Consider the following 26,221-nt stretch of genomic DNA (forward strand, 5'->3'; position numbering starts at 1 on the left):
CAGAATTATGATCCGTTGCTGACTTCGCGTTATGCGGCTGGATGGAACTCCCTATGACTTCTTCCGATGGACGGGAAAACGAGGCCAACGCCCAGGGCGTGCTGCAACGGGCTTTCGGCGTGCTGCGCGCGCTGGCCGACGCCAAGGGCGAGGCCTTGCGCCTGACCGAGATCGCCAAGCGCACGGGCCTGGCGCCGGCCACCGCGCACCGGGTGCTGCAGGCCCTGATCCAGGAAGACGCCGTGGAGCAGCCCCCCGGCGGCAAGGCATACCAGTTGAGCGTGGCCTTCTACGCGCTGGGGTCCGCGGCGGGCCGCTACCGCTCCAATCTGCGCGAGGTCTACCGCCCCTCCATGCTGCGCCTGTGCGGCATGCTGAGCGACACCATCTTCATCCTGGTGCGCCAGGGCTTCGACGCCATCTGCCTGGACCGCATCGACGGCCCTTTTCCCGTGCGATCCCACACCGGCGATATCGGCGGCCGGGTGCCGCTGGGGCTGGGCCAGGCCGGGTTGATCCTGCTGGCCAGCCTGCCCCCGGCGGAGCGCGAGGAAGTCATCCGCTTCAACATCCCGCGCCTGCACCACCTGGGCTTCATCGACGAGATCTCCATGCGGGTGCGCATCAAGCAATGCCTGGAAGCGCGTTATGCCTACAGCGACGGGCCCGGGCTGTACCCAGGCATTGCCGGCCTTTCCGTACCGGTGCAGGACCGCAACGGCGATACGGTGGCGGCGCTGAGCGTGGCCGCCCCGCAGGAACGCCTGAGCGGCGAACGCCTGCCTCTTATCGTGGAAATGCTGCACAAGGAAGCCCGGACGATCGGCGCGCAGATCAACCCCTTCGATCCCGCCCTGCGCCGGCCCAGCCAGTTCCTGGGGCGCGGCAACCGGGAATAAGGCGTACAAGGCAGGGCCTGACAACCCATAAGTTGTTTTACGCGAATACAGCCTAATAGGCGTAAAACGGTATTACTGCCTGGGAGTTGTATTTTTAAAATACAACCGGTAGACTGTCTTTCTACACTTCTCCGGCGCATACCATGGACTATCCCGTCCGCACGCTCCAACAGCTGCGACCCATCCTGCAAGGGTTCCGCAAGGCCAAAGGGCTGACCCAGGCGCAACTGGCGGCCCGCCTGGGCATCACCCAGCAAAGCTATGCCAAGCTGGAAGCCGCCCCGGAAAAGGCCAGCTTCGACCGGGTTTTCCGCATCCTGCAGATGCTGCGTGTCGAGCTTGCCCTGCGGCCCATGGACCAGGCGGATCGCGCCGTCGCCAAGTCGGAGTGGTGACATGGCCCGAAGGCTGCACCGGCTGGCCATCTGGATGAACGGCGCGCACGTCGGCCTTTGGGCGGAGGAGGCCGGCGTGTCGTCGCTCCAATACAGCCCGGCATGGCTGGACGATCCCGCGGGGCGCCCGCTTTCGCTGTCCCTTCCCTTCCGCCTGGGCAACGCGCCCTACAAGGGAGCGGTCGTCCACGATTTCTTCGACAATCTTCTGCCCGACAGCGACGCGATCCGGCGCAGGCTGGCCCAACACCACCGCGCCGACAGCGCAGCCCCTTTCGACCTCTTGGCGGTACTGGGCCGCGACTGCGTGGGCGCCGTGCAATTGCTGCCGCCCGGCGAAGTCCCGACCGGCCTGGACCATATCGAAGCGGACCCGCTGGACGATGCGGATATCGCGCGGATCCTGAAAGCCGCGGTCAGCGGCGCACCGCTGGGCCACGAGGACCGGACCGCAGATCTGCGCCTGTCCATCGCGGGCGCCCAGGAAAAAACGGCCCTGCTGCGCCACCAGGGGCAGTGGCTGCGCCCGCGTGGCAGCACGCCCACCACCCATATCCTGAAATTGCCGATGGGACTGGTCGGCGCGATGCAGGCGGACATGCATGCCTCCGTGGAAAACGAATGGTTGTGCTCCAAGCTGGCGGCGGCCTACGGGCTGCCGGTGGCCCATTGCGACATGGCTCGTTTCGAGGACCAGAAGGCCCTGGTGGTGGAGCGCTTCGACCGCCGTTTCACGGATACCGGCACCATCGTGCGCCTGCCCCAGGAAGACATGTGCCAGGCCATGGGCGTGTCGCCGTTGCGCAAATACCAGGCGGACGGCGGCCCGGGCATAACGGCCATCATCCGCGGCGTGCTGGATTCATCCGAACGCGAAGAAGACGTGCGCGCCTTCTACAAGGCACAGATGTTCTTCTGGATGCTGGCCGCCACCGATGGGCACGCCAAGAACTTCAGCATCGCGCTGTTGGCCGGCGGCCGCTACCATGCGACGCCGCTATACGACATTCTTTCCGCGCACCCCATCATCGGCAACAAGCGCGCGCAATTGGCGCCGCAGCGCGCCAAGCTGGCCATGGGGGTGCGGGGATCCGGCGGGCTGCATTACCGGCTGGCGGAAATCCGCCGGCGGCACTGGTACACGCAGGCGGCAGAGGCGGGGCTGGACAAAAGCATGGTCGACGACATCATCGGCGAATTGGTCGAGGCCACCGAGCCCGCCATCGAACACGCCGCGGCCCTGCTGCCGCCAGGTTTCCCGGCGCATGTCGCGGATGCCGTCTTCGCCGGCCTGCGCGCGCAGCGCGACAAGCTGGTCAGCCAGGCGAACGACCCGGCCTGACGGCGCCTGGGCGGCTCTCGCGGACGCCTCCGCCGCCGCGTGCGCCGGCCTCACACCACCGATCGCACCCAGGCCGCGAAGTCCGCGCAAGGACGGATATCCAGCGTGCCGGGCGCGCTGACCAGGTAGTAGGCATCCCCGCTGCGCAGCGCCATGTCCAGCGGGTGCGCCAGCAATCCGCGCGCGAGCTCTTCCTGCATATAGGCCTGCTGCGTCAGGGCGATGCCCACGCCCTGCACGGCGGCCTGCAGGCATAGCGCCGCGTTGGCCAGCGGCACCAGCCGCGCGCCGGCCGCCGGCAGGCCGGCATGCGCGAGCCAGGCCTCCCAGCTGACCGGCGCGATCATCGAATGCAGCAGCTTGTGCTCCAGCACGTCGTCCGGCTGGCGTATGCCCGCCGCCATCGACGGCGCGCAGGCCAGGGCCAGCACGTCGTCGAACAGCCGCTCGGCGTGCGTCCCCGGCCAATGGCCGTGGCCGCGCCGCACCACGAAATCCGCATCGCCCAGGCTGACGTCGTCGGCGCGCGTCACGGTGGCCACCTCCAGGTCGATGTCCGCGTGCGCGGCGTAGAAACTGGCCAGCCTGGGCATCAGCCATTTGATGGCGAAACTGGGAATCACCTTCAAGCGGATCCGCCGCGTCTTGCCGCGCGCGCTGGCCTCCTGCACCGCTTCCTCCACCCGGTCGAACAGCTCCGCCACCCGCGTGGCCAGCTGCATGCCGCTGGCCGTCAGCACGGCCTCGCGCCCCACCTTGCGGCTCAGGCGCGTGTCCAGCGCGGCTTCCAGCGCGCGGATCTGGTGGCTGACCGCGCCAGGCGTGACGTGCAGGCTTTGCGCGGCGCGGGCGACGCCGCCGCTGCGGTGGACGGCGTCGAGCACGCGCAGCGGCCCCAGGATATTGCGCAACTTATGCATGATGCGTGAATGATCCTCAACGGTCGCCAAATAAATTCGCATGACGTCCGCCGGACCGCCTCCTATAGTCGTGTACCGGGACAACAAGAATTCTCAACATACACGTCCCCCCGTTGTATCGGGAACATCCAGGAGGAGACATCATGCTTACCGACACCCTGCGCCGTGCCGCGACCGCGGCCGGCGCCTGCCTGCTGCTGGCCGCCGGCGCGGCGCATGCGGCCGACGACTACCCGTCGCGGGCCTTGAAGATGATCGTGCCCTTCGCCGCGGGCAGCGCCGCGGACACCTTGTCGCGGGCGGTCGCCAACCAGCTGGCCACGCAGTTGCGCCAGGCGGTGGTCGTGGAAAACAAGGCCGGCGCCGGCGGCACCATAGGCACCGTGGACATCGCCCGCGCCCCCGCCGATGGCTACACCATCGGCCTGGCCGCCCAGGGCACGATGATTACCAACCAGGCGCTCTACGACAAGCCGGGCTACGACTCGTTGAAGGATTTCACCCCCATCGCCGTGCTGGCCGACGTGGCCAATGTACTGGTGGTGGCGCCTGGCTCGCCCTATGGCTCCGTCGCCGAGCTGGCGCAGGCCATCAAGGCACAGCCGGCCAACAAGTTCAGCTTTTCCTCCAGCGGCGTGGGCACCAGCCATCACATCGCCGGCGTCGTGCTGGGGCAATACCTGGACAGGCCGCTCATGCATGTGGCCTACACCGGCGCGCCGCAAGGGCTGGTGGCCGTCATGAGCAAGGAGGTGGACCTGGGGCTGTACAACATCCCGGCGGCGATCGGCCTGATCCGCGGCGGCAAGCTCAAGCCGCTGGCGGTGACCAGCCTGCAGCGCTCGCCGCTGCTGCCGGACGTTCCTTCGCTGAACGAAAGCGGCATGAAGGGCTTCGAAGTCACCCTGTGGTTCGGCATCATCGCGCCGGCCGGCGTGCCGCAGGACCGCGTAGCGCGCCTGCACAAGGCGCTGGACGCGGTCATGCGCGACCCCGGCCTGCGCGCCAAGCTCACCGAACAGGGCTACGACGTGGCGCCCACGCCGCTGGCGCCCTCCAAGGACTTCAGCGCGCTGATCGGGCGCGACCTGGAAAAGTGGCTGCCCGTCCTGAAATCCATGAAGGGGGGCGCGCAATGACGGCCGGCGGCATCCCGCGCGACGGCGCGACAGGGGGCGCCACCCTGGCCCGCGTCCTGGCGGCCCACGCGGTACGCACGCCGGCCTCCGCCATCCCGCCGCTGGCGATGGAACACGCCAAGATGAGCCTGGCCAGCACCATCGCCAGCGCCTCCATGGGCTACCGCATCCCCTCCGCCGACATCGTGCGGCGCCTGGAAACCGAGGACGGGGGCACGCCGGGCGCCACCGTGTGGTTCCACGGTGCGCGCCTGCCCGTCGCCCGCGCGGCGCGCGTCAACGCCGTGGCCAGCGATGCCGCGGCCTCCGACGACAGCGACCTGCGCAGCATCGCGCATATCGGCACCATCGTCAGCGCCACGGCGCTGGCCCTGGCGGAATGGCGCAACCGGCCCGGCAAGGAGGTGCTGGCCGCCATGGCGCTGGGCTATGAAGTAGCCGGCCGTATCGACGAATCGCTGACGCCGGGGCGCATGCGGCGCGGCTTCCATGGCTCGGTCTCCACCGTGTTCGGCGCGGCGGTGGCCGCCGGCCGCCTGCTGGAATTGGACGAGGATGCGATGACGCACGCCATCGTCCTGGCCGCCACGTCCATCGGCGGCCTGGCGGTGGCCGCGGACACCAGCTGTTCGCGCGAATACCACGCCGGCATGGCGGCGATGGCGGGCATCCAGGCCGCCCAGGCCGCGCGCGCGGGCTTCCAGGGCGATCCCGCCATCCTGGAAGCGCCGCGCGGTTTCCTGGACGCCATGGGCGGCCAGGCGGTCGAGGACATCGCCCGGGACCTGGGGCAGTCCTGGGACATCGTGACCGATATGGCCATCAAGCTGATGCCGGGCGCGCATCCCTTCCATGCCGTCGCGGAGGCCGCCGCCACGGCGGCGCGCGAGCATGAGCTCGACCCCGGCCGCATCGCCGGCGTCGTCGTCTCGGCCGCCGTCCAGCACACCACCTTCGGCGGCGCCCCGCACCCGCGCAACCTGGTGGAAGCGGCCCACAGCGTGGCGTATTTCGTGGCCGCGTCCATCGTCGACCGCGGCTTCGGCTGGGACAACCTGACCCCGGAAAAGATGCGCGATCCGCGCATCGCCGCGCTGCAGGACAAGGTGCGCTACGCCAGCGAACCGCCCCCGCTGCCCGACCGCTTCCCGCATCGCCATGGCGGCACCGTCATCATCCATATGGTGGACGGCACCGTGCACCGCGCCACCTGCCATGCGCCGCGCGGCGCCGGCGCGCGCGGCATCGACTGGGCCGACATCGAGGAAAAGTACCGCCAGCTGGCGCCCCGCGCCGGCCTGGACGGCGCCCAGGTGGCGCACACCCTGTCGCTGATCCGCGGCCTGGACCATCTGGACGATGTCTCTCCGCTGGCGCGCGGCCTCATGCTGCGATGACGTCCACGGGCATCCGGGGCATGCGCGCCGGATGGCCGGCACGCGGGACGGGTAACCCCAAGGCGCGGCGCCGGCGCCCCTGCCGCCATCCCGCGGCGTTATGCCGAAAGCGCGCATTCTGATATGCCGGCGGCGTGGCCTTTCCCGGGCCATCGCATGACTAGTATTGGCTCACGCGCGCACCGGCCCGCAAGCATGCCGCAAGCGCACGAAGCGTAGGCCACGCCTACCGATAACATCCAGGAGACAGACATGTTGCGATTCCTCATCGGCTGTGTCGCCGCCTTGATACTGGCCGCGCCGGCCGCGGCCGCCGACACCTTTCCCACGCGTCCCATCGTCATGATCGTCGCGGTGGCCCCCGGCGGCACCCTCGACACGCTGGCGCGCCAGATCGCCAGCGGGCTGACCACCGAACTGGGCCAGTCCGTGGTCGTGGAGAACACCACCGGCGCGGGCGGCCTGATCGGCTACCAGCGCCTGATGAAATCCGAACCCGACGGCTACACGCTGATGTTCAGCAATATGTCGCTGGCCATCATTCCCCTGCTCTATCCCACCGCCCATGTGGATCCGGTGCGCGACCTGTCGCCCATCGGCACGGTGGCGACCGTGCCCATGGTGCTGTCGGTCAGCAACAAGAGCGGCATCGCCAGCCTGCCCGACATGCTCAAGCGCATGCGCGCGGGCGGACCCAAGCTGAACTTCGGCTCCGGCGGCCCCGGCACCACGGCCCACCTGGCGGAAGGCCTGTTCCTGCATATCTCCAGGACGCAGGGCGAGCTGATCCAGTATCGCGGCTCCGGTCCGGCGCTGGCCGACCTGATGGCGGGCACCATCGACGCCGTCATCGACCAGACCGTGACGATGATGCCGCTGCACAAGGACAAACGCATCCGCGCCATCGCCGTCTCCGCGCCGCAGCGGCTGCCGCAGATGGCGGATGTACCGACTTTCGCCGAAGGCGGGCTGCCCGCTTTCGACCTGGCCATCTGGAACGGCGTGGTCGCGCCCAGGAACACGCCCAAGCCGGTCGTCGACCGGCTGGCATCGGCGCTGTCCAAGGTCATCGACAGCCCCGAGTTCAAGACCCGCATCGACCAGCTGGCCGCCACGGTGCCGGCCCAGGCCGAGCGCGGTCCGGCGCCGTTCTCCGCGCTGCTCGCCAAGGACACCAAGGAGGTGGCCTCGCTGGCGAAACAGATCGGCCTGACGCCGCAGCAATGAGAAACCCCTGACCCATCGAAGGAGCGAGCATGCAATCGGAGACTTACGGATTCATAGGCCTGGGCAATATGGGCGGCCCCATGGCGGGACGCCTGCTGGACGCCGGCCATGGCCTGGCGGTTTACGACACCAGCGCGGCGGCGGTACAGGCGCTGGCGGGCCGCGGCGCGGCGGCGTGCGCCAATGCCCGCGAAGTCGCGGAACGCGCCGAGACCGTATTCCTGAGCCTGCCGACACCGGACATCGTGCAGCGCGTCGCCACGGATCCGGACGGCCTGATGGCCGGCGGCCGCGTCAAGCGCGTCGTCGACCTGTCCACCATCGGGCCGCGCACCGCGCGCGAAGTCAGCCGCGCGCTGGCCAGGCGCGACATCCTGTATGTCGATGCGCCGGTCAGCGGCGGCGTGGGTGGCGCGCGCGCCGGCACGCTGGCGGTCATGGCCGCCTGCCCCAAGGCCGACTATGACGCGCTATTGCCCGCCCTGAAGCATTTCGGTCCCGTGTTCTACCTGGGCGCGGAGGCCGGCATGGGCCAAAGCATGAAGCTGGCGAACAACCTGATGTCGGCGGCGGCCGTCGCCATCACGTCCGAGGCCATGGCCATGGGCGTAAAGGCCGGCCTGGATCCCAAGACCATGCTGGACGTGATCAACTCCGGCTCCGGCCGCAACACCGCCAGCCAGGACAAATTCCCGCGCGCCGTACTGACGGGCACCTTCGACATCGGTTTCGCCGCGCGCCTGGCCTACAAGGACGTGCGGCTGTGCGTGGACGAGGCCGAAGCTATCGGCGTCCCCATGGTGGTGGGTTCCGCCGTGCGCGAGATGCTGGTCATGACGCACGCCATGTGCGGCGAGGACGCGGATTTCACGCATATCGCCAAGATGGTCGAGACCATTGCGGGGGTGGCGATCCGGCAGCGTGGGGAAACCGCGAAGTAGGCGGCGCGGCGCGGCGGCCGCGCCCGGCCGCAAGTCGCGGGCGTCCATGGCCCTCGCGTAACCGCCCCGGCCGGACGCCCGCAAGGCGGGGCGCACGCGCGGGTCCGGTCAGGAGAACACCGCCGGATCGGGCGTCCACCGCCCGCTGGCGATCATGTCCTGGATCTGCCGGCGCAGTATCGTACGCAGCACGCGCACGGCCTTGGTGGAGGGCCGCTGCGTGGACGCCGCGATCAGCAGCGATCGCGTAATGCCGGGCCGCTCGATGCGCCAGATGCGCATGCGGCCCTGCGCGATCTGCGGCGCTACGCAGGAATACGAGAGCACGGCGTATCCCAGCCCGCTCTCCACCAGTTGCAGCATGGAGTGCATGGCGTCGATTTCCATTTCGACATTGGGCTCCAGCCCCAGCGCCGCCAGGGCCTCGTCCACCAGTACGCGTATGCCATGCGGCCGGCCCGGCAGGATCATGGGTATGCAGCTCAGGCGCGCGGCCTGCACCGGGCCCGCGCCGACGCCCGCCGGATCGTCGCGCGGCCCCAGCAGGAATAGCTCGTCGGTCAGCAGCGATTCCGCCCGCAGCGACGGAATACCCAGCCGCGGCGCATCGTACAGGATCGAAATATCGGTCTGTCCGTTGCCCAGCCATTCCAGCACATGGCCGCTGTAGCCTTCCATGAACTTCAACGAGATGCCGGGCACCGCCCGCCGGAAAGCCTGGATCAGCGGCACCGACAGCACCGCGGAGATGGACGCCGGCATACCGATCACTACCGGCCCGCGCGGCACCGCGCTGGACGCCTGTACCGCGGTGACGGCGCTGCGCGTGCTTTCCACGATGCCGCGCGCGTATTCCGCCAGCAAGGTGCCGGCCTCGGTCAGCAGCACGCCACGGCCGGTGCGGTGGAACAGCGCGACGCCCAGCTCCCGTTCCAGCGCCTTGACGCGCCGGCTCAGTATGGGCTGGCTGATGGACAGGCGCATGGCCGCGCGCGAGTACGCGCCGGCCTCCGCGATGCCGATGAACATTTCCAGCTGTCTGAGTTCCATCGCGCGCTCCCACCGGATGGAAGATGGCGCCGGCGGGCGCTGTTCAACCCGCGGCGCGCTGCGCCGGATACTGCGCGTCGGTCACTGCGTCCTGCCAGTCGGCCTTGCCCAGCGAAGTGGCCATGTGGATCATGTAGGTATCGGCCGCCGCGCCGTGCCAGTGGCGTTCGTTGGGGCCTATCCATACGACGTCGCCCTGGCGGATCACCTGCGGCTCCTGGCCGTCCAGGCAGATCCAGCCCTGCCCCGCGGTCACATGCAGCACCTGTCCATACTCGTGCGTATGCCAATGGGTGCGCGCGCCGGGCGAGAAGAACACGTTGTTGATACCGACATTGTCCATGCTGGGCATCACCGGATCGGCCCACACCACGCCCGTGAATGTCGCGCCGCGCTGTTCCGAGGGAACGCCGTTGACCCTGCCGTGAAATACCTTCATTGCCTGCCTCCTGTGGATAGTCTGCCCAGCCCGCATGCCGTATGGCGCCGACCGCGCGCGGCACGCCGGGCACTGGATGTTTCGAGGTACCGGATCGCGCCGCGATCAGCCGCGCGCGGCTTCCGCCTCATAGGCCGCGATGGCCTCGCTGGCCACGCGAAACGCCGCCAGGGCCAGCGGTACGCCGCAATAGATGGCGGCCTGCATCAGCACCGCGCGTATCTCTTCCCGGCTGCAACCGTTGCGCAAGGCGCCCTTCACGTGCGAAGCCAGCTCATGGTGCTGGCTCATCGCGGTAAGCATGCCGATATTCAACAAGCTGCGCGTCTTGAAGGGCAAGGTGTCGTCGCCCCAGACCTCGCCCCAGCAGTATTCGGTCACCAGCCTTTGCATCGGCCGATTGAAGTCGTCCGCCGCGTTCCAGGATTTCTCGACGTGGGCGGCGCCCAGTACGTTCTTGCGGTTCTGGAAGCCCTTCTGGAATAGCTCGTCGTTTGCCATCGCTTGTCCCTTTTCGGTCGGCGCGGCCTGCGCCCGCGGCTGCCGCATTGTCCGGCGCGGCGGCACCGGTCCGCTCGCGATACACATGATCATACAATCGTGCAATCATATAGTAAATCGCCAGCGCGAGATCGCGTGGTCGGCCGCTGCGCCATGCCGGAATGGCGACGCCTCTTTTAGGGTTATCACTAGCGCGGACGCTTCGATGTCGATGATACAGTCATACAATCATAACAAGCTCCAAGCACCGCACCGACGCGCCAGCCGGCCACAAGGGCAGTGACGCCGCGGCACATCATCACGAACCAGGAGGAGGGAGGCCCCACGGGCCTGCCCCGCCACGGCCACAAGGGACCGGCGGCGCCGGGCGGGGAGGCGGGGACTTCGCGATCGTCATGAGAAAACCCGTCCCCACGATTGCGGCGCTGCTGTGCGCCTGGATGTGCGCCGCGCCGGCCCTGGCCGACTACCCGGACCGCCCCGTGCGCATGATCGTGCCCTTCGGCGCGGGCGGCGGCGTCGATGCGCTGGCGCGCCCGCTGGCCCGCGAGATGAGCCAGATCCTGGGCCAGAGCGTGATCGTCGAGAACAAGCCCAGCACCAACGGCCAGATCGGCATGACGGAAGTCGCGCGCGCCGAACCCGACGGCTACACCGTGGTGATGAGTTCTGCCGCCTATGCCATTACGCCGGCCTTCTACCAGGACCTGCCCTACGACATCCGCAAGGACTTCGCCCCGGTGACCATCCTGGCATCGAACCCGCTGGTGCTCGTGGCCTCCACGCATTTCAAGCCGTCCACCGTCCAGCAGATGATAGACATGGCTCGCGCCAAGGCCGGCTCGGTGAACTTCGCCGCACCGGGCAACAGCGGCATCCACTTCCTGGCCGGCGAACTGCTGGGCAGCATGGCCGGCGTGAAGTGGACCAGCGTGCCCTATAAGGGCGCCGGTCCCGCCTTTCCCGACCTGATCAGCGGGCAGGTGGATGTGATGTTCGACAACCCGGCGTCCTCGCTGCCCTTCGTGCAATCGGGCCGCCTCAAGCTCATCGCGACCACGGGTCAGCAGCGCCTGGCCGCGGCCGGCAACGCGCCGACGGTGGCCGAGGTCCTGCCCGGCTTCGACGCGGCCAACTGGTTCGTGCTGGCGGCGCCCGCGGGCACGCCGCCGGACCGCGTCCGCAAGCTCTACGAAGCCAGCCAGCGCGCCATGAAGCAGCCCGCGCTGGTCGAATTCATGGACCGCAACGGCATCGGCACCATCCTGAGCACGCCGGAGGAAGCCGGACGCTACATCCAGTCCGAAGCCGCCAAATGGACGGGCGTGGTCCGCGATAACCGCCTGGCGGTCCAGTGAAGCGCCGCCGGCCAGGGTGGCGCGGCGCGCGCGCCCGCACCTGAAACGCACGCCACATCGCACACAGCCTTATACGGAGCAGCCATGCAGGATTTCCAGATGCTATGCAACGGCCGTTGGGTCAACGCCCAGGACGGCCGGTGGATCGAATCCTTCAATCCCTATACCGGCCAGGCCTGGGCGCGCGTGCCCCGCGCCGGCGCCGAGGATGTGGACCGCGCCGTTCAGGCCGCCCGCAATGCCTACCGGGATCCCGCGTGGCGCGGCCTGACCCCCACCGCGCGCGGCGCCCTGCTGCGCCGGCTGGGCGACCTGATCGCGCGCGACGCCGACGAACTGGCCGCCATCGAGACCCGCGACAACGGCAAGCTGATCTCCGAAATGCGCGGCCAGCTGCGCTATATGCCGCAGTGGTATTACTACTTCGGCGGGCTCGCCGACAAGATCGAGGGCCGCGTCATTCCCATCGATAAGCCGGACTGCTTCAATTTCACCTGCGACGAGCCGCTGGGCGTGGTGGCCGCCATCACGCCATGGAATTCGCCCCTGCTGCTGGCCACCTGGAAGCTGGCGCCGGCGCTGGCCGCCGGCAATACGGTGGTCTGGAAGCCTTCGGAGCATTCCACCGTCTCGGCCCTGGTTTTCGGCCGCCTGTTCGAGGAAGCCGGCTTCCCGCCCGGCGTGGTGAACATCGTCAGCGGCCTGGGCAGCGATATCGGCGAGGCCCTGGTCACGCATCCGGACGTCGCCAAGGTGGCCTTTACCGGCGGCGACCAGACCGGCCAGCACGTCTACGAAATGGCTGCCCGCGGCATCAAGCCGGTCACGCTGGAGCTGGGCGGCAAATCCGCCAACATCGTCTGCGCCGACGCCGACCTGGACAACGCCGTCAAGGGCGCGGTCTCCGGCATCTTCGCCGCGACGGGCCAGACCTGCATCGCGGGCTCGCGCGCCCTGGTGCACCGCGACGTCCACGACGCCTTCGTGGAGAAACTCATCGCCTTCGCCCGCACCGCCCGCATGGGCGATCCCTCCCTGCCGGAAACCCAGATCGGCCCGGTCACGACCCAGCCGCAATTGGCAAAAATCCTGGACTACATCGACGTCGCCCGCGCGGAGGGCGCCCGCTGCGTGCTGGGCGGCACGCCCGGCAGCCGGCCGGAATGCGGACGCGGTTGGTTCGTCGAGCCCACCGTCTTCTGCGACGTCAAGCCGGATATGCGCATCGCCCAGGAGGAAGTCTTCGGGCCGGTGCTTTGCGTCATTCCTTTCGACAGCGACGACGAGGCGATACGCATCGCCAACGACACGCGCTACGGCCTGGCGGCGGGCCTATGGACCCGCGACATGGGACGCGCGCTGAACCTGTCGCGCCGGCTGGAGGCCGGCACGGTATGGGTCAATACCTACCGCGCCACCAGCTATCTGTCGCCTTTCGGCGGCTATAAGCGGTCCGGGATCGGCCGGGAAAGCGGCCTGTCGGCCATCCGCGAATACCTGCAGGAGAAAAGCGTCTGGATAAGCACGGGCGGCGACGTTCCCAATCCCTTCGTGATGCGTTAGGCATTCGCGCAACATGATGCGGGCGAACATTGCAACAGGGCGCCGGCGGGCGCGGGAGCAGTTAAAATGCCTCCCATTGCCGTTATGCGGCCAGCCATTTTCCGAACTCACGCATGAACGCCGTTGCCGCGCCTGAAGGCGATTTCAAAGTGCCGCGTGCCGCCTCGGTACTGCGGCACAGCGTTACCGAAAGCATACGCAACGCCATTCTGGTGGGCCGTTTCCGGCCGGGCGAACGGCTGCCGGAACGCGAGCTTTGCGAGATGACAGGGGTGAGCCGCACGCTGGTGCGCGAAGCGCTGCGCCAACTGGAATCCGAAGGCCTCATCCATGTGATCCCGCACCGGGGGCCGGTGGTGGACCGGCTGTCGCCGGAGCAGGCCGAAGGCATCTACCAGGTCCGCGAGGAACTGGAAGGCCTGGCCTGCCAACTCTTCGCCGAACATGCCAGCGATGCCCAGCGCAAGGCGCTGCAGGAAGCCTTCCAGGCACTGAAGCGGGCGATGACGCACGGAACGGCGCTGGAACGGCTGACCGCCAAGAATTTCTTCTACCAGCAACTGCTGGATGGCGCGGGGAACGAGGCGCTGACAACAACGCTGCGCCTGCTCAATTCCCGCGTAATGCTGCTGCGATCCACGTCGATGCAGGCGCCGGGACGCGCCAAGAAAAGCGTCGCCGAACTCTCCGACGTGATGGATGCGCTGGCCGCACGAGACGGCAAAGCCGCCCGGCGCGCCGGCAGCCTCCACGTCCGCAACGCCGCAAAAGTCGCCATCGAGGTGCTGCGGCAAGGTGACGAAGCGGCGGAAGAGGAATCCGCGGCGGCATCCTGAAGGCAGGATCGAATCACGGGCCGGGGTCGGCCTGCTCATGTGGTCTCTGGCGGGCGGCTGTCCCTGGGTGTCTTGCTCATGCCGGTTGTTTTCCTGGCGGGCGGTCCAGGTTGTCTCGGTCATGCCGTCCGTTGCGGATGTCTTGGTCATGCCGTCCGTTGCGGATGTCTTGGTCATGCCGTCCGTTGTGGATGTCTCGGTCATGCTCTCTGTTGCGGATATCTCCGTCATGCCGTCTGTTGCGGATATCTCCCGTCATGCCGTCTCTTGCGGATATCTCCGTCATGCTGTCTGTTGCGGATATCTCCGTCATGCCGTCTCTTGCGGATATCTCCGTCATGCCGTCCGTCGGTGGAGATGCCTGGCGTGTCCGGCCCGGTCGGCCGGTCCAGCGCCTTCGCGCTGGACTACCGCGTCGTCTTCCTCGTCCGGCGGCCGAAGGGGCGGTGGTTTTCTAGCGGCTTTTTTGCCCGGCCGACCTCCCTACGGAAGCCCTCGCGCGGCCTCCGACGGGCCGGCCCCGCCAGGCATCTCCCCCGCCGGACTCACGGGCTGCCTTAGAGTCGGTCGCTGGGGCGGTCGGTGTTCTTGGCCCTTCGTGGGCCGTGTTTCCGGGTTAAGGAAGATCTTGCGTTGCCCGTCGTTTTTGGGCCGCCCTGCGCGGCCCAAAAACACCTACGCGGTCGGGGCATGCGATGGTTGCCGGTAATACGACGGTTGCTTGTGATGCGACGGGCGTTGGTAGTGCGGCGGTCCTGGTAATGCGACGGTCCCGGTAATGCGGCGATCGGGGAATCGGAGTGGAATCTCGGCCCGCGCAGGTTGGGGGGTAACAAGGCGGTGTGGCGGGCCGCCCGCCGGCCCGCCACACCGTAGCACCGAAGCTTGCCACGGACGGTGGCATAGGCGCGGCCGTCAGTGATAAGCGGTTGCAGCCCTATCCAATGGCGTCGGTGCTGCCATAAGTGGCGCAGGCATAGGGGCAGCGAGGGTGTCAGAAAATTTGTGTGTGGACGAGGGTGTCAGAAATTTTGTGTGTGTGGCCGTTACCTCAGTCGTCCAAGACAAAGCGCGGGAGTGTCAGGAATTTTGTGCTTGAGGCCTGACATGTCCAAAACGAAGCATGGATGGCGAACGGCGGTTTCGTCGCCGCGCGCGAATACCGTCCCACATCGATTCGACCTGTAAGTCGTTGGCGACCCAAGCAGGCCGTCGAAAATCGCCACGTCGGCATTCAGGGCATACGCCAGGAAGCAGGATACGACTGGCGCTCGACGCGCGCCTGGTCTCAATGCGAGACGGGTTGAGCAGCCGCGCGAACCCATTGCGGCCACGTGGCTGCGGGCGCAACGTGGCGGCTTCCGCGATATCAACCGCCGCCATCGAGTCTGGCCAGTACACACACTCCCTGCAATCGCGAGAGCGGCAGGCGGCACCTATGCCAGCATCCGCGGCAAGCCTCGGTGCCACGGTGTGGCGGGCCGTGGGGCGGCCCGCCACACCGCCTTGTCTCCCCCACCCTTGCGCGGGCCAAGATTCCACTCCAGTTCCTCGACCTCCGCATTACCAGCAATCGTCGCACTACTAACGCCCGTCGCATTACCAGGACCGTCGCACTGCTAACGCCCGCCGCATTACAAGGACCGTCGCATTACAAGGACCGTCGCACTACCAACGCCCCTCGCGTCACCGGAAACCGTCGCATCACAAGCAACCGTCGAATTACACTCCCCGTCGCATTAACAGCAACCACCGCATGCCCCAACCGCGTAGGCGTTTTTGGGCCGCGCAGGGCGGCCCGAAAACGACGGGCAACGCAAGATCTTCCTTAACCCGGAAACACGGCCCACGAAGGGCCAAGAACACCGACCGCCCCAGCGACCGACTCTAAGGCAACCCGTGAGTCCGGCGGGGGAGATGCCTGGCGGGGCCGGCCCGTCGGAGGCCGCGCGAGGGCTTCCGTAGGGAGGTCGGCCGGGCAAAAAAGCCGCTAGAAAACCACCGCCCCTTCGGCCGCCGGACGAGGAAGACGATGCGGTAGTCCAGCGCGAAGGCGCTGGACCGGCCGACCGGGCCGGACACGCCAGGCATCTCCACCGACGGACGGCATGACGGAGATATCCGCAACAGATGGCATGACCGAGACATCCGCAACAGACAGCATGACCAAGACATCCACAACGGACGGCATAACCAAGACATCCACAACGGACGGCACGACCAAGACACCCCCAACAGACGGCAATGAGCAAGACAACCTGATACGGCACCCTCAGACGACAAGCGCAAGATACCGCTCAGCCACCATCATCCGCGCCCTCACCCACGAACCCGTATCTCGGACAATGAAGCCCCGCCCCCCCACCATCGCGATGTCTATTTCTTGCCCGGCCAGATCGGCTGCGCCAGCGCAAGATTTTCAGGAAATACCGTCACCGGCACGCCGTTCTGCCATTGGATGATCGTCAGCGATGCCCCAAGCCGGTGACCCGCCTCGTCGAATTTCAGCTCGCCGCCCGGAAAGTAAGGCGTCGGCCCTTCGTTCAGGCTGCGCATTGCCTGCGCCACGGCCTCGCGGTCGGCCTTGCCTGCTTTCTCCAGGGCCGCCTTGATGATCCACATATCGCCGTAGGTGGAGATGGCGTTCTGGGTCATCCAGGGTTCCTTGTACTCCGTCTTCATCCGCTGGATCAGCCCTTCCTGGCCCTTCGCCCCCCAGTTTGCCACCGCCGACATCACCCCGTTCAGCAACTGGGGGCTTACCGTGTTCAGTACATCGGGCTCGGCGATCGCGATGCCGAACGAGATTACCGGGATCCGCACGTTCGTCTCGTTCATTTTTTCGAGAATCAGCTTCGCGTCCGAAATCACCGTCGGCAGGAAAAAGACCAGGTCGGGGCGGCGCGACCGCACCCGCTGGATCAGCGACGACGCGTCCGACAGCGGTGGCGTGAACGTCTCGTCGACCACCAGCTCCAGATTGTTCTTCTGCAGCAAGCCGTCCTTCATCGCCTTCACAGAGGATAGCGACGCCGCCGTATTGTCGGTCAGGATGGCCACCGTCTTCGGCCGCTTGCCCGAGGCCTTCTCCGCCAGCTCCAGGATGATAGGCAGGGCGATTTCCGCCTGGCGGCCCGCCGTGGCGGAAGTCTGGAAGATGTACTTGAAGCCCCGTCCCGTGATCTGGTCGGAATACGACAGGGTCAGCATCGGCAGTTTGGCGCGTTCCGTCACTTCCGTGACGGCCAGCGTGAACGAACTCAGATAGGCCCCCGTTCCCGCCACCAGGTCCGGATAGTCTGCCACCATGCGCTGCGCCGCGCTCTTGGCTTTCTCCGTCGAATCGCCGGAATCCACCACCACCAGCTTCAGCGGCGCGCCGCCCAGCGCCTTGATGCCGCCCTGGGCGTTGATGTCTTTTACCGCCATCTCCGCCCCCATCCGCATCACCTGCCCGGGGCGGGCGTAAAGGCCGGACATCGGTGCGATCAGGCCCACGCTGACCGGTGTCGGATCGGCGGCCCGCGCGGGCGCCGGCAGGCCGGCGGACAGCATCAGGCCGCACAGGGCCGCCGCGCCGAGCAGGCGCGGTATCGTCAAGGTCTTCATTGTCTCCTCCTGTTAGCCCGGCCAGCGGGTCTCAAGGGTTGGCCCGCCTGGCGGGCCCGCAAGGCGGGCCCGGGTAGCGGTTGCGTTGGCGTCAGCCGCCAGCGGTTCTCAAGCGCTGCGTCACATTCCCAGGTATGCGCGGCGGACGCGGTCGTCCGCCTGCAGTGTCTCGTGCGTGCCGGACAAGGCCACCCGGCCCGTCTCCAGCACATAGGCGTGATCGGCGAACTGCAAGGCCTCGGCCACGCGCTGTTCCACCAGCAGAATTGTCAGGCCCGCGTCGCGCCGTATGTCGATCAGCCGCTCGAAGATGAAATCCGCGATCGCCGGCGACAAGCCCATGGAGGGCTCGTCCAGCATCAGCAGCCGCGGCGACGACGCCAGCCCGCGGCCTATCGCCAGCATCTGCTGCTCGCCGCCCGACAAGGTGCCCGCCAGTTGCCGGGCGCGCTGCGGCAGCACGGGGAACCACTCGTAGATGCGCGCCAGATTGCGGGCCCAGTCGCGCCGGCCCGCGGCCGTGTAGGCGCCCATCTCCAGGTTCTCCTGCACCGTCATCGACGCGAAAACCTGGCGGCCCTCCGGCACGTGCGCGATACCCAGGTGCGGACGCTGCGCGGCGGGAATCGACAGCAGGTCCTTGCCGTCGAAGCGGATCGCGCCGGACATCGCGCCCACGGTGCCCGATATGGTCTTGAACAACGTGCTCTTGCCCGCGCCGTTGGGGCCGACGATGGAAACGAACTCGCCGGCCTCGACGCGGATGGACACTTCGTGCAGCACGGGCAGCGCGGCATAGCCGGCCACGAGGTTCTGGATCTCAAGCATCCTTGGCGCTCCACTTCTTGCCCAGGTAGGCCTCCACCACGCGGGTGTCGCGGGTGATCGACGCCGGGTCGCCCACCGCCAGCACCTCGCCATGGTCCAGCACGACGAACTGGTCCACCAGGCGCACCATGGCCTGCATGGTGTGCTCGATGATGACAATGGTGACGCCGTCGCGGGACAGCGAGCGGATCACGGCCAGCACGTCGTCGACTTCGCCGTGTCCCAGGCCGGCCAGCGTTTCGTCCAGCAGCAGCAGCTCGGGCTGGCCCGCCAGGGCCCGTGCAAGCTCCATCAGCCGCAACTGGCGCGTGGTCAGCGTGGACGCGACCTGGTCGGCGCAATCGGACAGCCCCACGCGCGCCACGGCCTGGCGCGCCAGCTCGCGCGCGTGCGCCTCGTTGTGGGCCTTGACATAGGCGCCCACCTGTACGTTCTGCAGCACCGTCAGGCGCATGAAGGGCCGCATGACCTGGAAGGTGCGTCCCATGCCGGCGGCACACAGCACGTGCGGCTTGCGTCCGGCCATGTCCACGCCGTTGACGCGCACCACGCCCGTGTCGGGCCGCAGGAAGCCGTTCAGCAGGTTGAACAGCGTCGTCTTGCCGGCGCCGTTCGGGCCGATGATGCCCAGGATCATGCCGCGCCGCACGCTGAAGCTGACGTCCCGCACCGCCTGCAAGCCGCCGAAGCGGCGCGACACGTTGCGGACTTCCAGGATGGGCTGGCTGCCCGATGCCCCCGCGCCGGCCTGGCCCTGGGCGGCGCCGCGCCGGGCCGCGTCGGCCGCGACGGCCAGCGTGGCCGACGCTTCGGACGCAGGCAGGGTCTCGAAGGCCATCGGCACGAATGCCGCCGCGCCATCGGCCATGCCGCGCAGGGCCGAAGACATCGCATTGCCGGCGCCCGCCGGCGCCGCGTGGCCATTGCCCATGGCCGGCGCCGGGGCAGCCGTCCGGCGCTCGTCCGGCGCGCCGCCCCTGGCCGCGACAACAGGGCCGCGGCCGTCGCGCCCGGCGCGGCGGCGCAGGTAATCGCGCGTCTTCCAGAACACCCCTTCCGGCGCCGCCAGGATCACCGCGATGATGGCGATGCCCAGGATCACGCCCTGTATGCCGGGATAGCGCGCGCCGAGCTCCGCATGCAGGATCTCGCCCAGGGGCACCAGGATTGCCGCGCCGATGATGGGCCCCCACACGGTGCCCACGCCGCCGAACATCGCCACCGTCAGCGCCTGCGCCGAAACCAGCATGCCGAACACCGACACCGGCGTCACCACCAGCAGCACGACGGCGTAGAAGGCCCCGGTGGCCCCCGCGATGGCGCCGCTCAGCGCGATCGCCTTCAGCTTCCAGCGCAAGGTGTCGATGCCCGCGGCTTCCGCCGCCGCCTCGTTCTGCTTGATGGCGATCAGCGCCATGCCGAAGCGGGTGCGCTCCACATACCGTGTCAGCACCACGAACAGGACCAGCATGCACATCGCCACCACGGTATAAAGCCCGGGGTTGGAGAACTGCATATAGGCCGCGGCGTTCTCGCGCTTCATGGGGAAGGTCACTTCCTGGTAGCCCAGCCACTCGAAGACATACAGCAGGGCCAGCGGATAGGCCAGCATCGCCAGCGCGAAGTAGTGTCCGCGCAAGCGGAACGTCGGCAGGCCCACCAGCAGGCCCGCGGCGGCGCCGATGACGGCCGACACGGGAATCATCAGCCAGGGCGTCAGGTCCAGGTAGATCTGCGCCAGCACCGTGGCATAGGCGCCCAGGCCGAAGAAGGCCGCATGGCCGAAGGACACCAGGCCCGTGTAGCCGCTCAGCATGTTCCACGACAGGCCGAAGCAGGCCCAGACCAGCACCAGCGTGAAGATCAGCTGGTGATACGTGTTGTCGACGAGCAGGGCAACGGCGGGATACCCCACCGCCAGCGCCGCCAGCCACCAGAAATGTCGCGGCCCGTTCATGTGCGCTCCGCCACGCGGCCGAACAGCCCCTGGGGACGCAGGGTCACGATCAGCAGGAAGAAAACGAAGATGGCGGCATTCTGCAGCTGCGTGGGCAATACCAGCGCCGACAGCTGTTGCACCAGCCCAATCACCATGCCGCCCCAGAACGCGCCGGAGATACTGCCCATGCCGCCCAGCACCACGCCTGCGTACATGATGATCACGAATTCCAGGCCCACGAAGGGATGGAAGGGAAAATTGGTCGCCAGCAGGCCGCCGGACAGGGCCGTCACGCATGTCCCCAGCGCGAAGGCGATGCGATAGGCGCGGTTGACGTCGATGCCCATGTAGGAGGCCGCCACGGGATTGTCGGCGGCGGCGCGCAGCGACTTGCCCAGGCGCGTGCGGTTGACCAGGGCGATCAGCAGCAGGATCGTCGCCGCCGAGATCAGCGCGGCGATGCCGCGGCCCTTGTTGACGAAGATACTGACGAAGTCGCCCCACAGCGGCCCGATCTCCCAGGCGCTGCTGGACACCGGCGTGCGTATGGAAACCAGCTGCGGGCCGAACAGCATCATGCCGCCGTTCTGCAGGATAAGCGCGATGCCCAGCGTCAGGATCAGCTGCGCATAATGCCCCTCGCCTTCCAGCGCGGCGGTACGGCCGCCCGTCACACGCGAGATCAACAGCCGGTGGGCCAGATAGCCCACGGCGAACATGACCGGGACGGTCAGCAGGATGGACAGGTAGGCGCCCAAGGGCGACCCGGCCAGCACGTGGGAACCCAGGGCGATGAAGAAGAAGTAGGCGACGTACATGCCCAGCATCATCAGGTCGCCCTGGGCGAAGTTGATCACCCGCATGATCCCGAAAATCATGGCCAGCCCCACGCACATCAGGCCGTACAGCGCGCCCACCGCCACGCCGGCCGCCAAGGCCTGTAGGAAGGCCTCCAGCTGTATCTGCAGTTCCGTCATCGCGTCTCCTCGCAGCAACGCGTTGTTATGGTGGCCACGCGCCTGTCGTGGCTTCGAGCTCCCGCGGGCCCGCTAAGGGGGGCGGCTCAGTAGCCGCTTATCGTCAAGGCCCCATCCACCTTCAGGGTGACGCCGGCCACCGTCACGCTCTCGTCGCTGGCCAGGAACACGGCGGCCGCGGCGATGTCCTCCCCCGTGGGCAGCCGCTTCAGCGGCGTTTTCTGGCGTCGCGTTTCCCAGCCCTGCGCATCGATGACCGTGCTGGCGCCCGGCGTGATTACCGGCCCGGGCGCGAGCGCGTTGACCCGTATGCCGTGGGCGCCGAGTTCCACCGCCTGCTGGCGCGTCAGCGTATCGAGCGCGCCCTTGATGGCGCTGTACACGGCGGCGTGCCGGATGGCGATGGTCACCGCCACCGAAGACAGGTTGATCACCGCGCCGCCGCCCCGCGCGATCAGGTGCGGGGTGGCCGCCTGCAGGCTCCACAAGGCGCCCTTCAGGCCTACGTCGATCATCCGGTCGACGACGTCCTCCGGCATTTCCGTCAATGGGGCGTAGTGGAAATACGCCGCGTTATTGACCAGCACGTCCAGGCCGCCCATGCGTTCGGCGTAGCCGCCGATCGCGCGCAGCACCGCCCCGCGGTCGGCCACATTGCAGGCCAGCGCCTGGGCGCCGGGCGTTTCCGCCACGGCCTGCTCCAGCAGTTCCGCATTGTTGTCCAGCATTCCCACGCGTGCGCCTTCGCGCGCATACGCCTGGGCGATCGCCCGGCCTATGCCCCCTGCCGCGCCGGTTACCACCGCCACCTTGCCCTGAAGTCTGTCCATGTCCGCTCCATTGCCTTCGGTGCTGCCTGGCATTTACTTATCGTATTAGACGATGATTGTATTATTGCATTCTCGATTACACAACGGGATGGGCGGTTCGCGCCCTTGGGGTGATCCCGGAGTCCGACGGCATCCCCGGTCAGCGATGGGCGCGGTCCGTCTTGTGGAGGACCGTTCTCCGGGTGCGGGCGCGCGGAGAGTCCGCCCGCCCACCGCCACCGCGCGGCAAGGCGGTTCGCTTGCAATCAAAGCGTGGAAAAGACAGCAAAGCGAAAGAAAGACATTCCCACCCGTCCGGCCACTGACAAACCACCCCGAAATTTGACGCAAGCCTGACGAACGGGCTGCTCTAATTGCGGCTTTTTTGTGACACGTCGCGGACATCGCCTCACCGTATGCAGTCCCCCGCCTCTTCCCCGCCACGCCAGAAAGTGTTCATCGCGGCTTTGCTGCTATACGGCCTGGTGATCTACCCCATCATCCATGCGGACCGCTTCTATATCGACGACCTGGGACGCGCCCGCACGGGCTACCTGGGGTGGACTTCCGACGGCAGGCCGCTCTCCAACCTGGTGGTCGAGACGTTGAACCTGGGCGCGCCCATCTCCGACCTGTCCCCCCTCCCCCAGCTGCTGGCGCTGCTGCTGCTCGCCTACCTGGCCGTCACGCTGGCGCGGAAATTCGGCATACCGGGCACCTGGCGCGCGCCGCTGATCCTGGCGCCCATGGTGGCCAGCCCTTTCTTCCTGGAAAACCTGTCGTACAAGTTCGACGTGCTGCCCATGACGCTGGCGACGGCGCTGTCCTGCCTGGCCGTCACCGCGATCCCGCGCGTGCGTTGGGGCGCCCTGCTGGGCGCGGTCGCGCTGCTCGCCACCCTGTGCCTGTACCAGCCCGCCCTCAACGTCTTCCTGGTTTTCGCCGTGGCGGAGTTCGTCCTCGCGCAGCGAGACCTGCGGCCCATGCGCGAGCTGGCCGCGATGCTGGGCATGCGGGGCCTGCAATTGCTTTGCGCGCTGGCGGCCTACAAGGCCGTCGTCGCCGTCACCGTAAAAGGCCACTACGCCACCGCCCATGGCGCCATCGCCTCCGCCGGCGACCTGGCGGCCATCGCCCAGCGCAACCTGGCCGGCTTCTGGCGCTATGTCGTGGACATGCTGCCTGGGCTGTGGGCCAAGCCCCTGTTGTGGTTCATGGCGGGCGGCACGCTGGTGGCGCTGTACTGGGCTGTCCGCTATCTGGCGCTGTCCTGGCGTGCGGCGTCGATGCCGGGGCGTATCGCCATGGCCGCCGCCATCGCGCTGCTGCCGGCCGCCCTGTTCATCGCGCCTTGGGGACCCATGCTGGCTTTGCGGGTGCCGGTCTACGCGCCGCGCGTGGCCATCGGCTTCGGCGCGCTGGGCGCCGCCGGCCTGCTGTTCGTCTGGACCGCGCTGGACCGCCTGCGCCTGGCGCCGCGCTGGCAGGTGGCCGGGTTCGCCGTGCCGGTCTACGGCCTGCTGACCTTCTGCTTCGTGTATGGCGATTCGCTCAAGCTGCAGAAGGAATTCGAAAACCGCGTGGCGGCGCAGGTGTCTGCGGACCTCAGCCGCCTGGGCGCGCAGCACCGCATCACGGAATATGCCTTGCAAGGCAGCCTGGGGCATTCGGTGGTGGTCCGGCACACCATCCGCAAGTATCCGCTGATCGCCACGCTGGTCCCGGTGCACCTGACGGAAGGCTGGGGCTGGGCCTACGAGGAACTGCGGCTCTTCGGGGTGGATACGGCACACGAAGCGTCGGCGCCCCGCGCGGCGCCGCAAACGCAGGCGGTGTCCGTGGCGCGCGACTACCGGGTCTTCCTGGACGGCGATATCGCTATCGTGTCCTTTGCGCCGGCGTCCTGAGGCGACCGGCCTGGGTCAACAAACTGCCGCAACCCTGCGCGCATTCGAAACGCCGACCGCGTGCACCGGGCACCTGCGTTTAATTGGTTGGAAGACCGAGCTTGTCAAAAAACGCCCGATTCCGCTCTCGTGCACCGTTCAGCAGGCGGTCATAGGACAACACCTCGATGTAGGCGCGGTAATTGTCGTTGTATCCAAAATAACCCTGGCAATCACTCGTCGCCTTGAGCTGCGCCATTTTGCAGCGCCTTTCCACTGATGGCGTGATATCGCAGATGATGTAACAGAAGCCCGGAATCTCCTCGGAACGCGGGATCGGCCGCCCGGTCGCGGTCTGAGCCTGTCCTTTTCGAATGCGGTCCAGGTAGCCAAGCGCCTGTTCGATCGGGTCTTTCTCCTCTCCCATCGCAGCATCGTTACGCATCGGGCGCTTTATCTCGACGACGACAAGGGAGGCGAGAGGCAAGCGTTGCCCTTCCGAAAAAAGCGAAGGCTCGTCGAAGACATTCAACGCAACAAGGTCGGGCTCCTTTGCCTGTCCCACTCTCACGATCGGCAACGTCGACAGCGGCCGGTCCGAGGCAAGAAAGTCATGGAATGCCAAACGTTCATCGATAAGCCATAAGTTGGCACTGTCGAACAGAACATCATTCGATGTTTTCCGCATCGGCATGATGACGTCGTGAATCAGCTCCTCCCGCGCGTACCTCCCATCATCCCGCCGCTGCACCGCCTGCTGCAAGATGTCCAGGATGATTTTTCGATGGAAGACATAGCTGGCAAGGTCCGACTTCTTGATGTCGTCCGCCTTGGACAGGTATTCGTTGAGCCGCTTGAGATAAGTTTCGGGCGTCTCGTCCGCTCCGAAATTCATGATCGAGTGGCCTTCCGCAAGCAGACTTCCCTCTATTTCGGACAGCTGTTTGTGAAGGAACAAGTCCAGGTCCTTGTCCGAAATGGAAGGATCGACGCTTAGTTTTTCATCATCGATCCTGCCGAGGATAGGGCGATATCGCGGCGCACGCTGTGCAACGAACCTATCAACGCGTTCGCGCCCGGCTACACGGCTTTCCTTCAGATAGTGCGCGAGAAAACTCTTGGACGATTCCAGGACTGCCGACCGGATGTCGGCCAACCCCAGGTCGGTCGCCTCGAACAAGTCAGCGCTGATCTCGTCGATGTCGAGCCCGATCCGTTCCGCACGTACGTGCTGGTCCAGGAATGGCGAAGTCATATAGCAGGCATAGACGAAAGCGCCACCATCCTCGACGATACGCCCGTGCAGACCAGCGATCTTGCCGACGATACTTTCTTTCTTCACGACTTTGCCAGCCGCACACCACGCAATAAACGGTTCTCTTGTCTCGGCAGCCTTGAGTTTCAAGTGCGTGACCTCGAAGGCGTGTCCCTTGATGGTCAACGATTGCCGTTGAGCCGACGAGAACATGTACTGTTCGTATACGTCATCCAGCGAAATTGCCTCATCCTGGTCCAGCACCTTGATACGCGGTGCACCACCATCTCGCACGAAATACCACAGACAGTGCTCGAACAAATCGTTGGCAATCGTTCGCGCCGTCTTAGGCGCTCGGTCCCGATACTCCTTCCTGAACCCCTGCAAGCAAACTTCGGTTTGCCGTCCATTAACGCCCGATGGCGCGTCTGCCAGCGTGACTCCGTCGACTCCTTTAGCCACGGTAAAACTGAACGCCCGCCGGAGAAGCACGTTGCTCGTCCCGTAAAAGTCGCTGACTACTCGAACCGAATCGAATGCCTTCAGCCACAGAAGACGCCCGACGCCGCGGCAGCCTTCGGCAGCCTTGAATGCGGAATCGAGCGTCTGGAAGGACTGCAGGTTCGCGTCGTCGAATCCGCAGCCGTTATCGCGGACTTTGAAGCCCATGATAGGTTCTTGTGGCGGTGCACCTCGTCGCCCTTGTGCGTCCAGGAGCATCGGCTGCTGCGGAACACGGAGGATATCAACGACTATCTCGCCATCAGCGGGTTGCAGGCCGGATGCCGCGACGGCCTGGATCGAATTAACGACGGCCTCGAACAAGGGCAAGAGTCCGTGACTGCGGGGCAGTGGCGTGTTTCGCAACCGCCCGGCGAGGTCGGTGTTCATGCTCATTGAAGGGATCCTTT

At 67.0% G+C, this 26,221-nt stretch carries 22 protein-coding genes; 11 read left to right on the forward strand and 11 right to left on the reverse strand.

Features of this window, described 5'->3' with window-relative positions; genetic code table 11:
* The first annotated feature begins 53 nt into the window (after positions 1-53).
* From BAU06_RS25140 to BAU06_RS25150, 3 genes are all read left to right on the forward strand, one after another.
* Positions 54-899, forward strand: coding sequence for an IclR family transcriptional regulator (locus tag BAU06_RS25140; RefSeq protein ID WP_066357150.1), 846 nt, complete (start codon positions 54-56; stop codon positions 897-899).
* A gap of 143 nt (positions 900-1,042) precedes the next feature.
* Positions 1,043-1,294 carry a helix-turn-helix transcriptional regulator gene (locus BAU06_RS25145; RefSeq protein WP_066357156.1) on the forward strand — a complete coding sequence of 84 codons (252 nt, stop codon included), beginning with the start codon at positions 1,043-1,045 and terminating at the stop codon, positions 1,292-1,294.
* Between the two features lies 1 nt (position 1,295).
* Complete coding sequence (locus BAU06_RS25150; RefSeq protein ID WP_066357162.1) at positions 1,296-2,636, forward strand: type II toxin-antitoxin system HipA family toxin; 1,341 nt, start codon at positions 1,296-1,298, stop codon at positions 2,634-2,636.
* Positions 2,637-2,686: 50 nt separating this feature from the next.
* On the opposite strand, the gene BAU06_RS25155 is transcribed toward BAU06_RS25150, so the two are convergent.
* Entirely contained in the window at positions 2,687-3,556 is an 870-nt protein-coding gene (locus BAU06_RS25155; protein WP_066357167.1) for a LysR substrate-binding domain-containing protein, read from the reverse strand.
* Positions 3,557-3,699: 143 nt separating this feature from the next.
* On the opposite strand from BAU06_RS25155, the gene BAU06_RS25160 reads away from it, so the two are divergent.
* The 4 genes from BAU06_RS25160 (at position 3,700) to BAU06_RS25175 (ending at position 8,260) form a co-directional block, all read left to right on the forward strand.
* The gene (locus BAU06_RS25160; RefSeq protein WP_066357171.1) at positions 3,700-4,695 is read left to right on the forward strand and encodes a Bug family tripartite tricarboxylate transporter substrate binding protein; all 996 of its coding nucleotides are present in this window, start codon (positions 3,700-3,702) and stop codon (positions 4,693-4,695) included.
* Positions 4,692-6,092 carry an MmgE/PrpD family protein gene (locus BAU06_RS25165; RefSeq protein WP_066357174.1) on the forward strand — a complete coding sequence of 467 codons (1,401 nt, stop codon included), beginning with the start codon at positions 4,692-4,694 and terminating at the stop codon, positions 6,090-6,092. Before BAU06_RS25160 ends, BAU06_RS25165 begins: the two co-directional genes overlap by 4 nt.
* Positions 6,093-6,344: 252 nt before the next feature.
* Positions 6,345-7,319, forward strand: coding sequence for a Bug family tripartite tricarboxylate transporter substrate binding protein (locus tag BAU06_RS25170; RefSeq protein ID WP_066357186.1), 975 nt, complete (start codon positions 6,345-6,347; stop codon positions 7,317-7,319).
* A gap of 29 nt (positions 7,320-7,348) precedes the next feature.
* The gene (locus tag BAU06_RS25175; protein ID WP_066357191.1) at positions 7,349-8,260 is read left to right on the forward strand and encodes an NAD(P)-dependent oxidoreductase; all 912 of its coding nucleotides are present in this window, start codon (positions 7,349-7,351) and stop codon (positions 8,258-8,260) included.
* A gap of 108 nt (positions 8,261-8,368) precedes the next feature.
* On the opposite strand, the gene BAU06_RS25180 is transcribed toward BAU06_RS25175, so the two are convergent.
* The 3 genes from BAU06_RS25180 to BAU06_RS25190 all read right to left on the reverse strand — a co-directional run bounded on the left by BAU06_RS25180 (position 8,369) and on the right by BAU06_RS25190 (position 10,250).
* A complete protein-coding gene (locus BAU06_RS25180; RefSeq protein WP_066357195.1) occupies positions 8,369-9,310 on the reverse strand; it encodes a LysR family transcriptional regulator in 942 nt (313 codons plus the stop codon).
* Between the two features lie 43 nt (positions 9,311-9,353).
* Positions 9,354-9,749, reverse strand: coding sequence for a cupin domain-containing protein (locus BAU06_RS25185; RefSeq protein WP_066357198.1), 396 nt, complete (start codon positions 9,747-9,749; stop codon positions 9,354-9,356).
* Between the two features lie 105 nt (positions 9,750-9,854).
* Entirely contained in the window at positions 9,855-10,250 is a 396-nt protein-coding gene (locus tag BAU06_RS25190) for a carboxymuconolactone decarboxylase family protein (protein WP_066359768.1), read from the reverse strand.
* 395 nt (positions 10,251-10,645) lie between these two features.
* On the opposite strand from BAU06_RS25190, the gene BAU06_RS25195 reads away from it, so the two are divergent.
* The 3 genes from BAU06_RS25195 (at position 10,646) to BAU06_RS25205 (ending at position 14,007) form a co-directional block, all read left to right on the forward strand.
* Positions 10,646-11,608, forward strand: coding sequence for a Bug family tripartite tricarboxylate transporter substrate binding protein (locus BAU06_RS25195; RefSeq protein ID WP_066357199.1), 963 nt, complete (start codon positions 10,646-10,648; stop codon positions 11,606-11,608).
* An 84-nt stretch (positions 11,609-11,692) separates the two neighbouring features.
* Positions 11,693-13,171 (forward strand): aldehyde dehydrogenase, encoded by a 1,479-nt coding sequence (locus BAU06_RS25200; RefSeq protein WP_066357201.1) that lies wholly within the window; start codon positions 11,693-11,695, stop codon positions 13,169-13,171.
* Positions 13,172-13,284: 113 nt separating this feature from the next.
* Positions 13,285-14,007, forward strand: a complete 723-nt coding sequence (locus BAU06_RS25205; protein WP_066357204.1) for a GntR family transcriptional regulator — start codon at positions 13,285-13,287, stop codon at positions 14,005-14,007.
* Between the two features lie 76 nt (positions 14,008-14,083).
* Here the strand turns inward: BAU06_RS25205 and BAU06_RS26805 are convergent, their stop codons facing one another.
* The 6 genes from BAU06_RS26805 to BAU06_RS25235 all read right to left on the reverse strand — a co-directional run bounded on the left by BAU06_RS26805 (position 14,084) and on the right by BAU06_RS25235 (position 22,190).
* The gene (locus tag BAU06_RS26805) at positions 14,084-14,320 is read right to left on the reverse strand and encodes a hypothetical protein (protein WP_156770336.1); all 237 of its coding nucleotides are present in this window, start codon (positions 14,318-14,320) and stop codon (positions 14,084-14,086) included.
* A gap of 2,063 nt (positions 14,321-16,383) precedes the next feature.
* Positions 16,384-17,616, reverse strand: a complete 1,233-nt coding sequence (locus BAU06_RS25210) for an ABC transporter substrate-binding protein (RefSeq protein ID WP_066357206.1) — start codon at positions 17,614-17,616, stop codon at positions 16,384-16,386.
* Between the two features lie 120 nt (positions 17,617-17,736).
* Positions 17,737-18,444 carry an ABC transporter ATP-binding protein gene (locus BAU06_RS25215; protein WP_066357208.1) on the reverse strand — a complete coding sequence of 236 codons (708 nt, stop codon included), beginning with the start codon at positions 18,442-18,444 and terminating at the stop codon, positions 17,737-17,739.
* On the reverse strand, positions 18,437-20,401 hold the full coding sequence (locus BAU06_RS25225; protein ID WP_197509386.1) for a branched-chain amino acid ABC transporter ATP-binding protein/permease: 1,965 nt from the start codon (positions 20,399-20,401) through the stop codon (positions 18,437-18,439). Before BAU06_RS25225 ends, BAU06_RS25215 begins: the two co-directional genes overlap by 8 nt.
* Entirely contained in the window at positions 20,398-21,360 is a 963-nt protein-coding gene (locus tag BAU06_RS25230; protein ID WP_197509388.1) for a branched-chain amino acid ABC transporter permease, read from the reverse strand. Before BAU06_RS25230 ends, BAU06_RS25225 begins: the two co-directional genes overlap by 4 nt.
* Before the next feature lie 86 nt (positions 21,361-21,446).
* Positions 21,447-22,190 (reverse strand): SDR family NAD(P)-dependent oxidoreductase, encoded by a 744-nt coding sequence (locus BAU06_RS25235; protein ID WP_066359770.1) that lies wholly within the window; start codon positions 22,188-22,190, stop codon positions 21,447-21,449.
* Positions 22,191-22,585: 395 nt separating this feature from the next.
* Between BAU06_RS25235 and BAU06_RS25240 the strand changes: the two genes are divergently transcribed.
* On the forward strand, positions 22,586-24,076 hold the full coding sequence (locus BAU06_RS25240) for a glucosyltransferase domain-containing protein (protein ID WP_066357209.1): 1,491 nt from the start codon (positions 22,586-22,588) through the stop codon (positions 24,074-24,076).
* Positions 24,077-24,155: 79 nt separating this feature from the next.
* On the opposite strand, the gene BAU06_RS25245 is transcribed toward BAU06_RS25240, so the two are convergent.
* Complete coding sequence (locus tag BAU06_RS25245; protein WP_066357210.1) at positions 24,156-26,207, reverse strand: hypothetical protein; 2,052 nt, start codon at positions 26,205-26,207, stop codon at positions 24,156-24,158.
* Positions 26,208-26,221 lie beyond the last annotated feature (14 nt).

The organism is Bordetella bronchialis, from assembly GCF_001676705.1.
Classification (GTDB): domain Bacteria; phylum Pseudomonadota; class Gammaproteobacteria; order Burkholderiales; family Burkholderiaceae_B; genus Bordetella_C; species Bordetella_C bronchialis.

Coding starts and splice junctions, on each gene's coding strand:
- BAU06_RS25140 (WP_066357150.1), top strand. CDS start 54: ATGACTTCTTCCGATGGACGGGAAAACGAGGCCAACGCCCAGGGCGTG.
- BAU06_RS25145 (WP_066357156.1), top strand. CDS start 1,043: ATGGACTATCCCGTCCGCACGCTCCAACAGCTGCGACCCATCCTGCAA.
- BAU06_RS25150 (WP_066357162.1), top strand. CDS start 1,296: ATGGCCCGAAGGCTGCACCGGCTGGCCATCTGGATGAACGGCGCGCAC.
- BAU06_RS25155 (WP_066357167.1), bottom strand. CDS start 3,556: ATGCATAAGTTGCGCAATATCCTGGGGCCGCTGCGCGTGCTCGACGCC.
- BAU06_RS25160 (WP_066357171.1), top strand. CDS start 3,700: ATGCTTACCGACACCCTGCGCCGTGCCGCGACCGCGGCCGGCGCCTGC.
- BAU06_RS25165 (WP_066357174.1), top strand. CDS start 4,692: ATGACGGCCGGCGGCATCCCGCGCGACGGCGCGACAGGGGGCGCCACC.
- BAU06_RS25170 (WP_066357186.1), top strand. CDS start 6,345: ATGTTGCGATTCCTCATCGGCTGTGTCGCCGCCTTGATACTGGCCGCG.
- BAU06_RS25175 (WP_066357191.1), top strand. CDS start 7,349: ATGCAATCGGAGACTTACGGATTCATAGGCCTGGGCAATATGGGCGGC.
- BAU06_RS25180 (WP_066357195.1), bottom strand. CDS start 9,310: ATGGAACTCAGACAGCTGGAAATGTTCATCGGCATCGCGGAGGCCGGC.
- BAU06_RS25185 (WP_066357198.1), bottom strand. CDS start 9,749: ATGAAGGTATTTCACGGCAGGGTCAACGGCGTTCCCTCGGAACAGCGC.
- BAU06_RS25190 (WP_066359768.1), bottom strand. CDS start 10,250: ATGGCAAACGACGAGCTATTCCAGAAGGGCTTCCAGAACCGCAAGAAC.
- BAU06_RS25195 (WP_066357199.1), top strand. CDS start 10,646: ATGAGAAAACCCGTCCCCACGATTGCGGCGCTGCTGTGCGCCTGGATG.
- BAU06_RS25200 (WP_066357201.1), top strand. CDS start 11,693: ATGCAGGATTTCCAGATGCTATGCAACGGCCGTTGGGTCAACGCCCAG.
- BAU06_RS25205 (WP_066357204.1), top strand. CDS start 13,285: ATGAACGCCGTTGCCGCGCCTGAAGGCGATTTCAAAGTGCCGCGTGCC.
- BAU06_RS26805 (WP_156770336.1), bottom strand. CDS start 14,320: ATGACGGAGATATCCGCAACAGACAGCATGACGGAGATATCCGCAAGA.
- BAU06_RS25210 (WP_066357206.1), bottom strand. CDS start 17,616: ATGAAGACCTTGACGATACCGCGCCTGCTCGGCGCGGCGGCCCTGTGC.
- BAU06_RS25215 (WP_066357208.1), bottom strand. CDS start 18,444: ATGCTTGAGATCCAGAACCTCGTGGCCGGCTATGCCGCGCTGCCCGTG.
- BAU06_RS25225 (WP_197509386.1), bottom strand. CDS start 20,401: ATGAACGGGCCGCGACATTTCTGGTGGCTGGCGGCGCTGGCGGTGGGG.
- BAU06_RS25230 (WP_197509388.1), bottom strand. CDS start 21,360: ATGACGGAACTGCAGATACAGCTGGAGGCCTTCCTACAGGCCTTGGCG.
- BAU06_RS25235 (WP_066359770.1), bottom strand. CDS start 22,190: ATGGACAGACTTCAGGGCAAGGTGGCGGTGGTAACCGGCGCGGCAGGG.
- BAU06_RS25240 (WP_066357209.1), top strand. CDS start 22,586: ATGCAGTCCCCCGCCTCTTCCCCGCCACGCCAGAAAGTGTTCATCGCG.
- BAU06_RS25245 (WP_066357210.1), bottom strand. CDS start 26,207: ATGAGCATGAACACCGACCTCGCCGGGCGGTTGCGAAACACGCCACTG.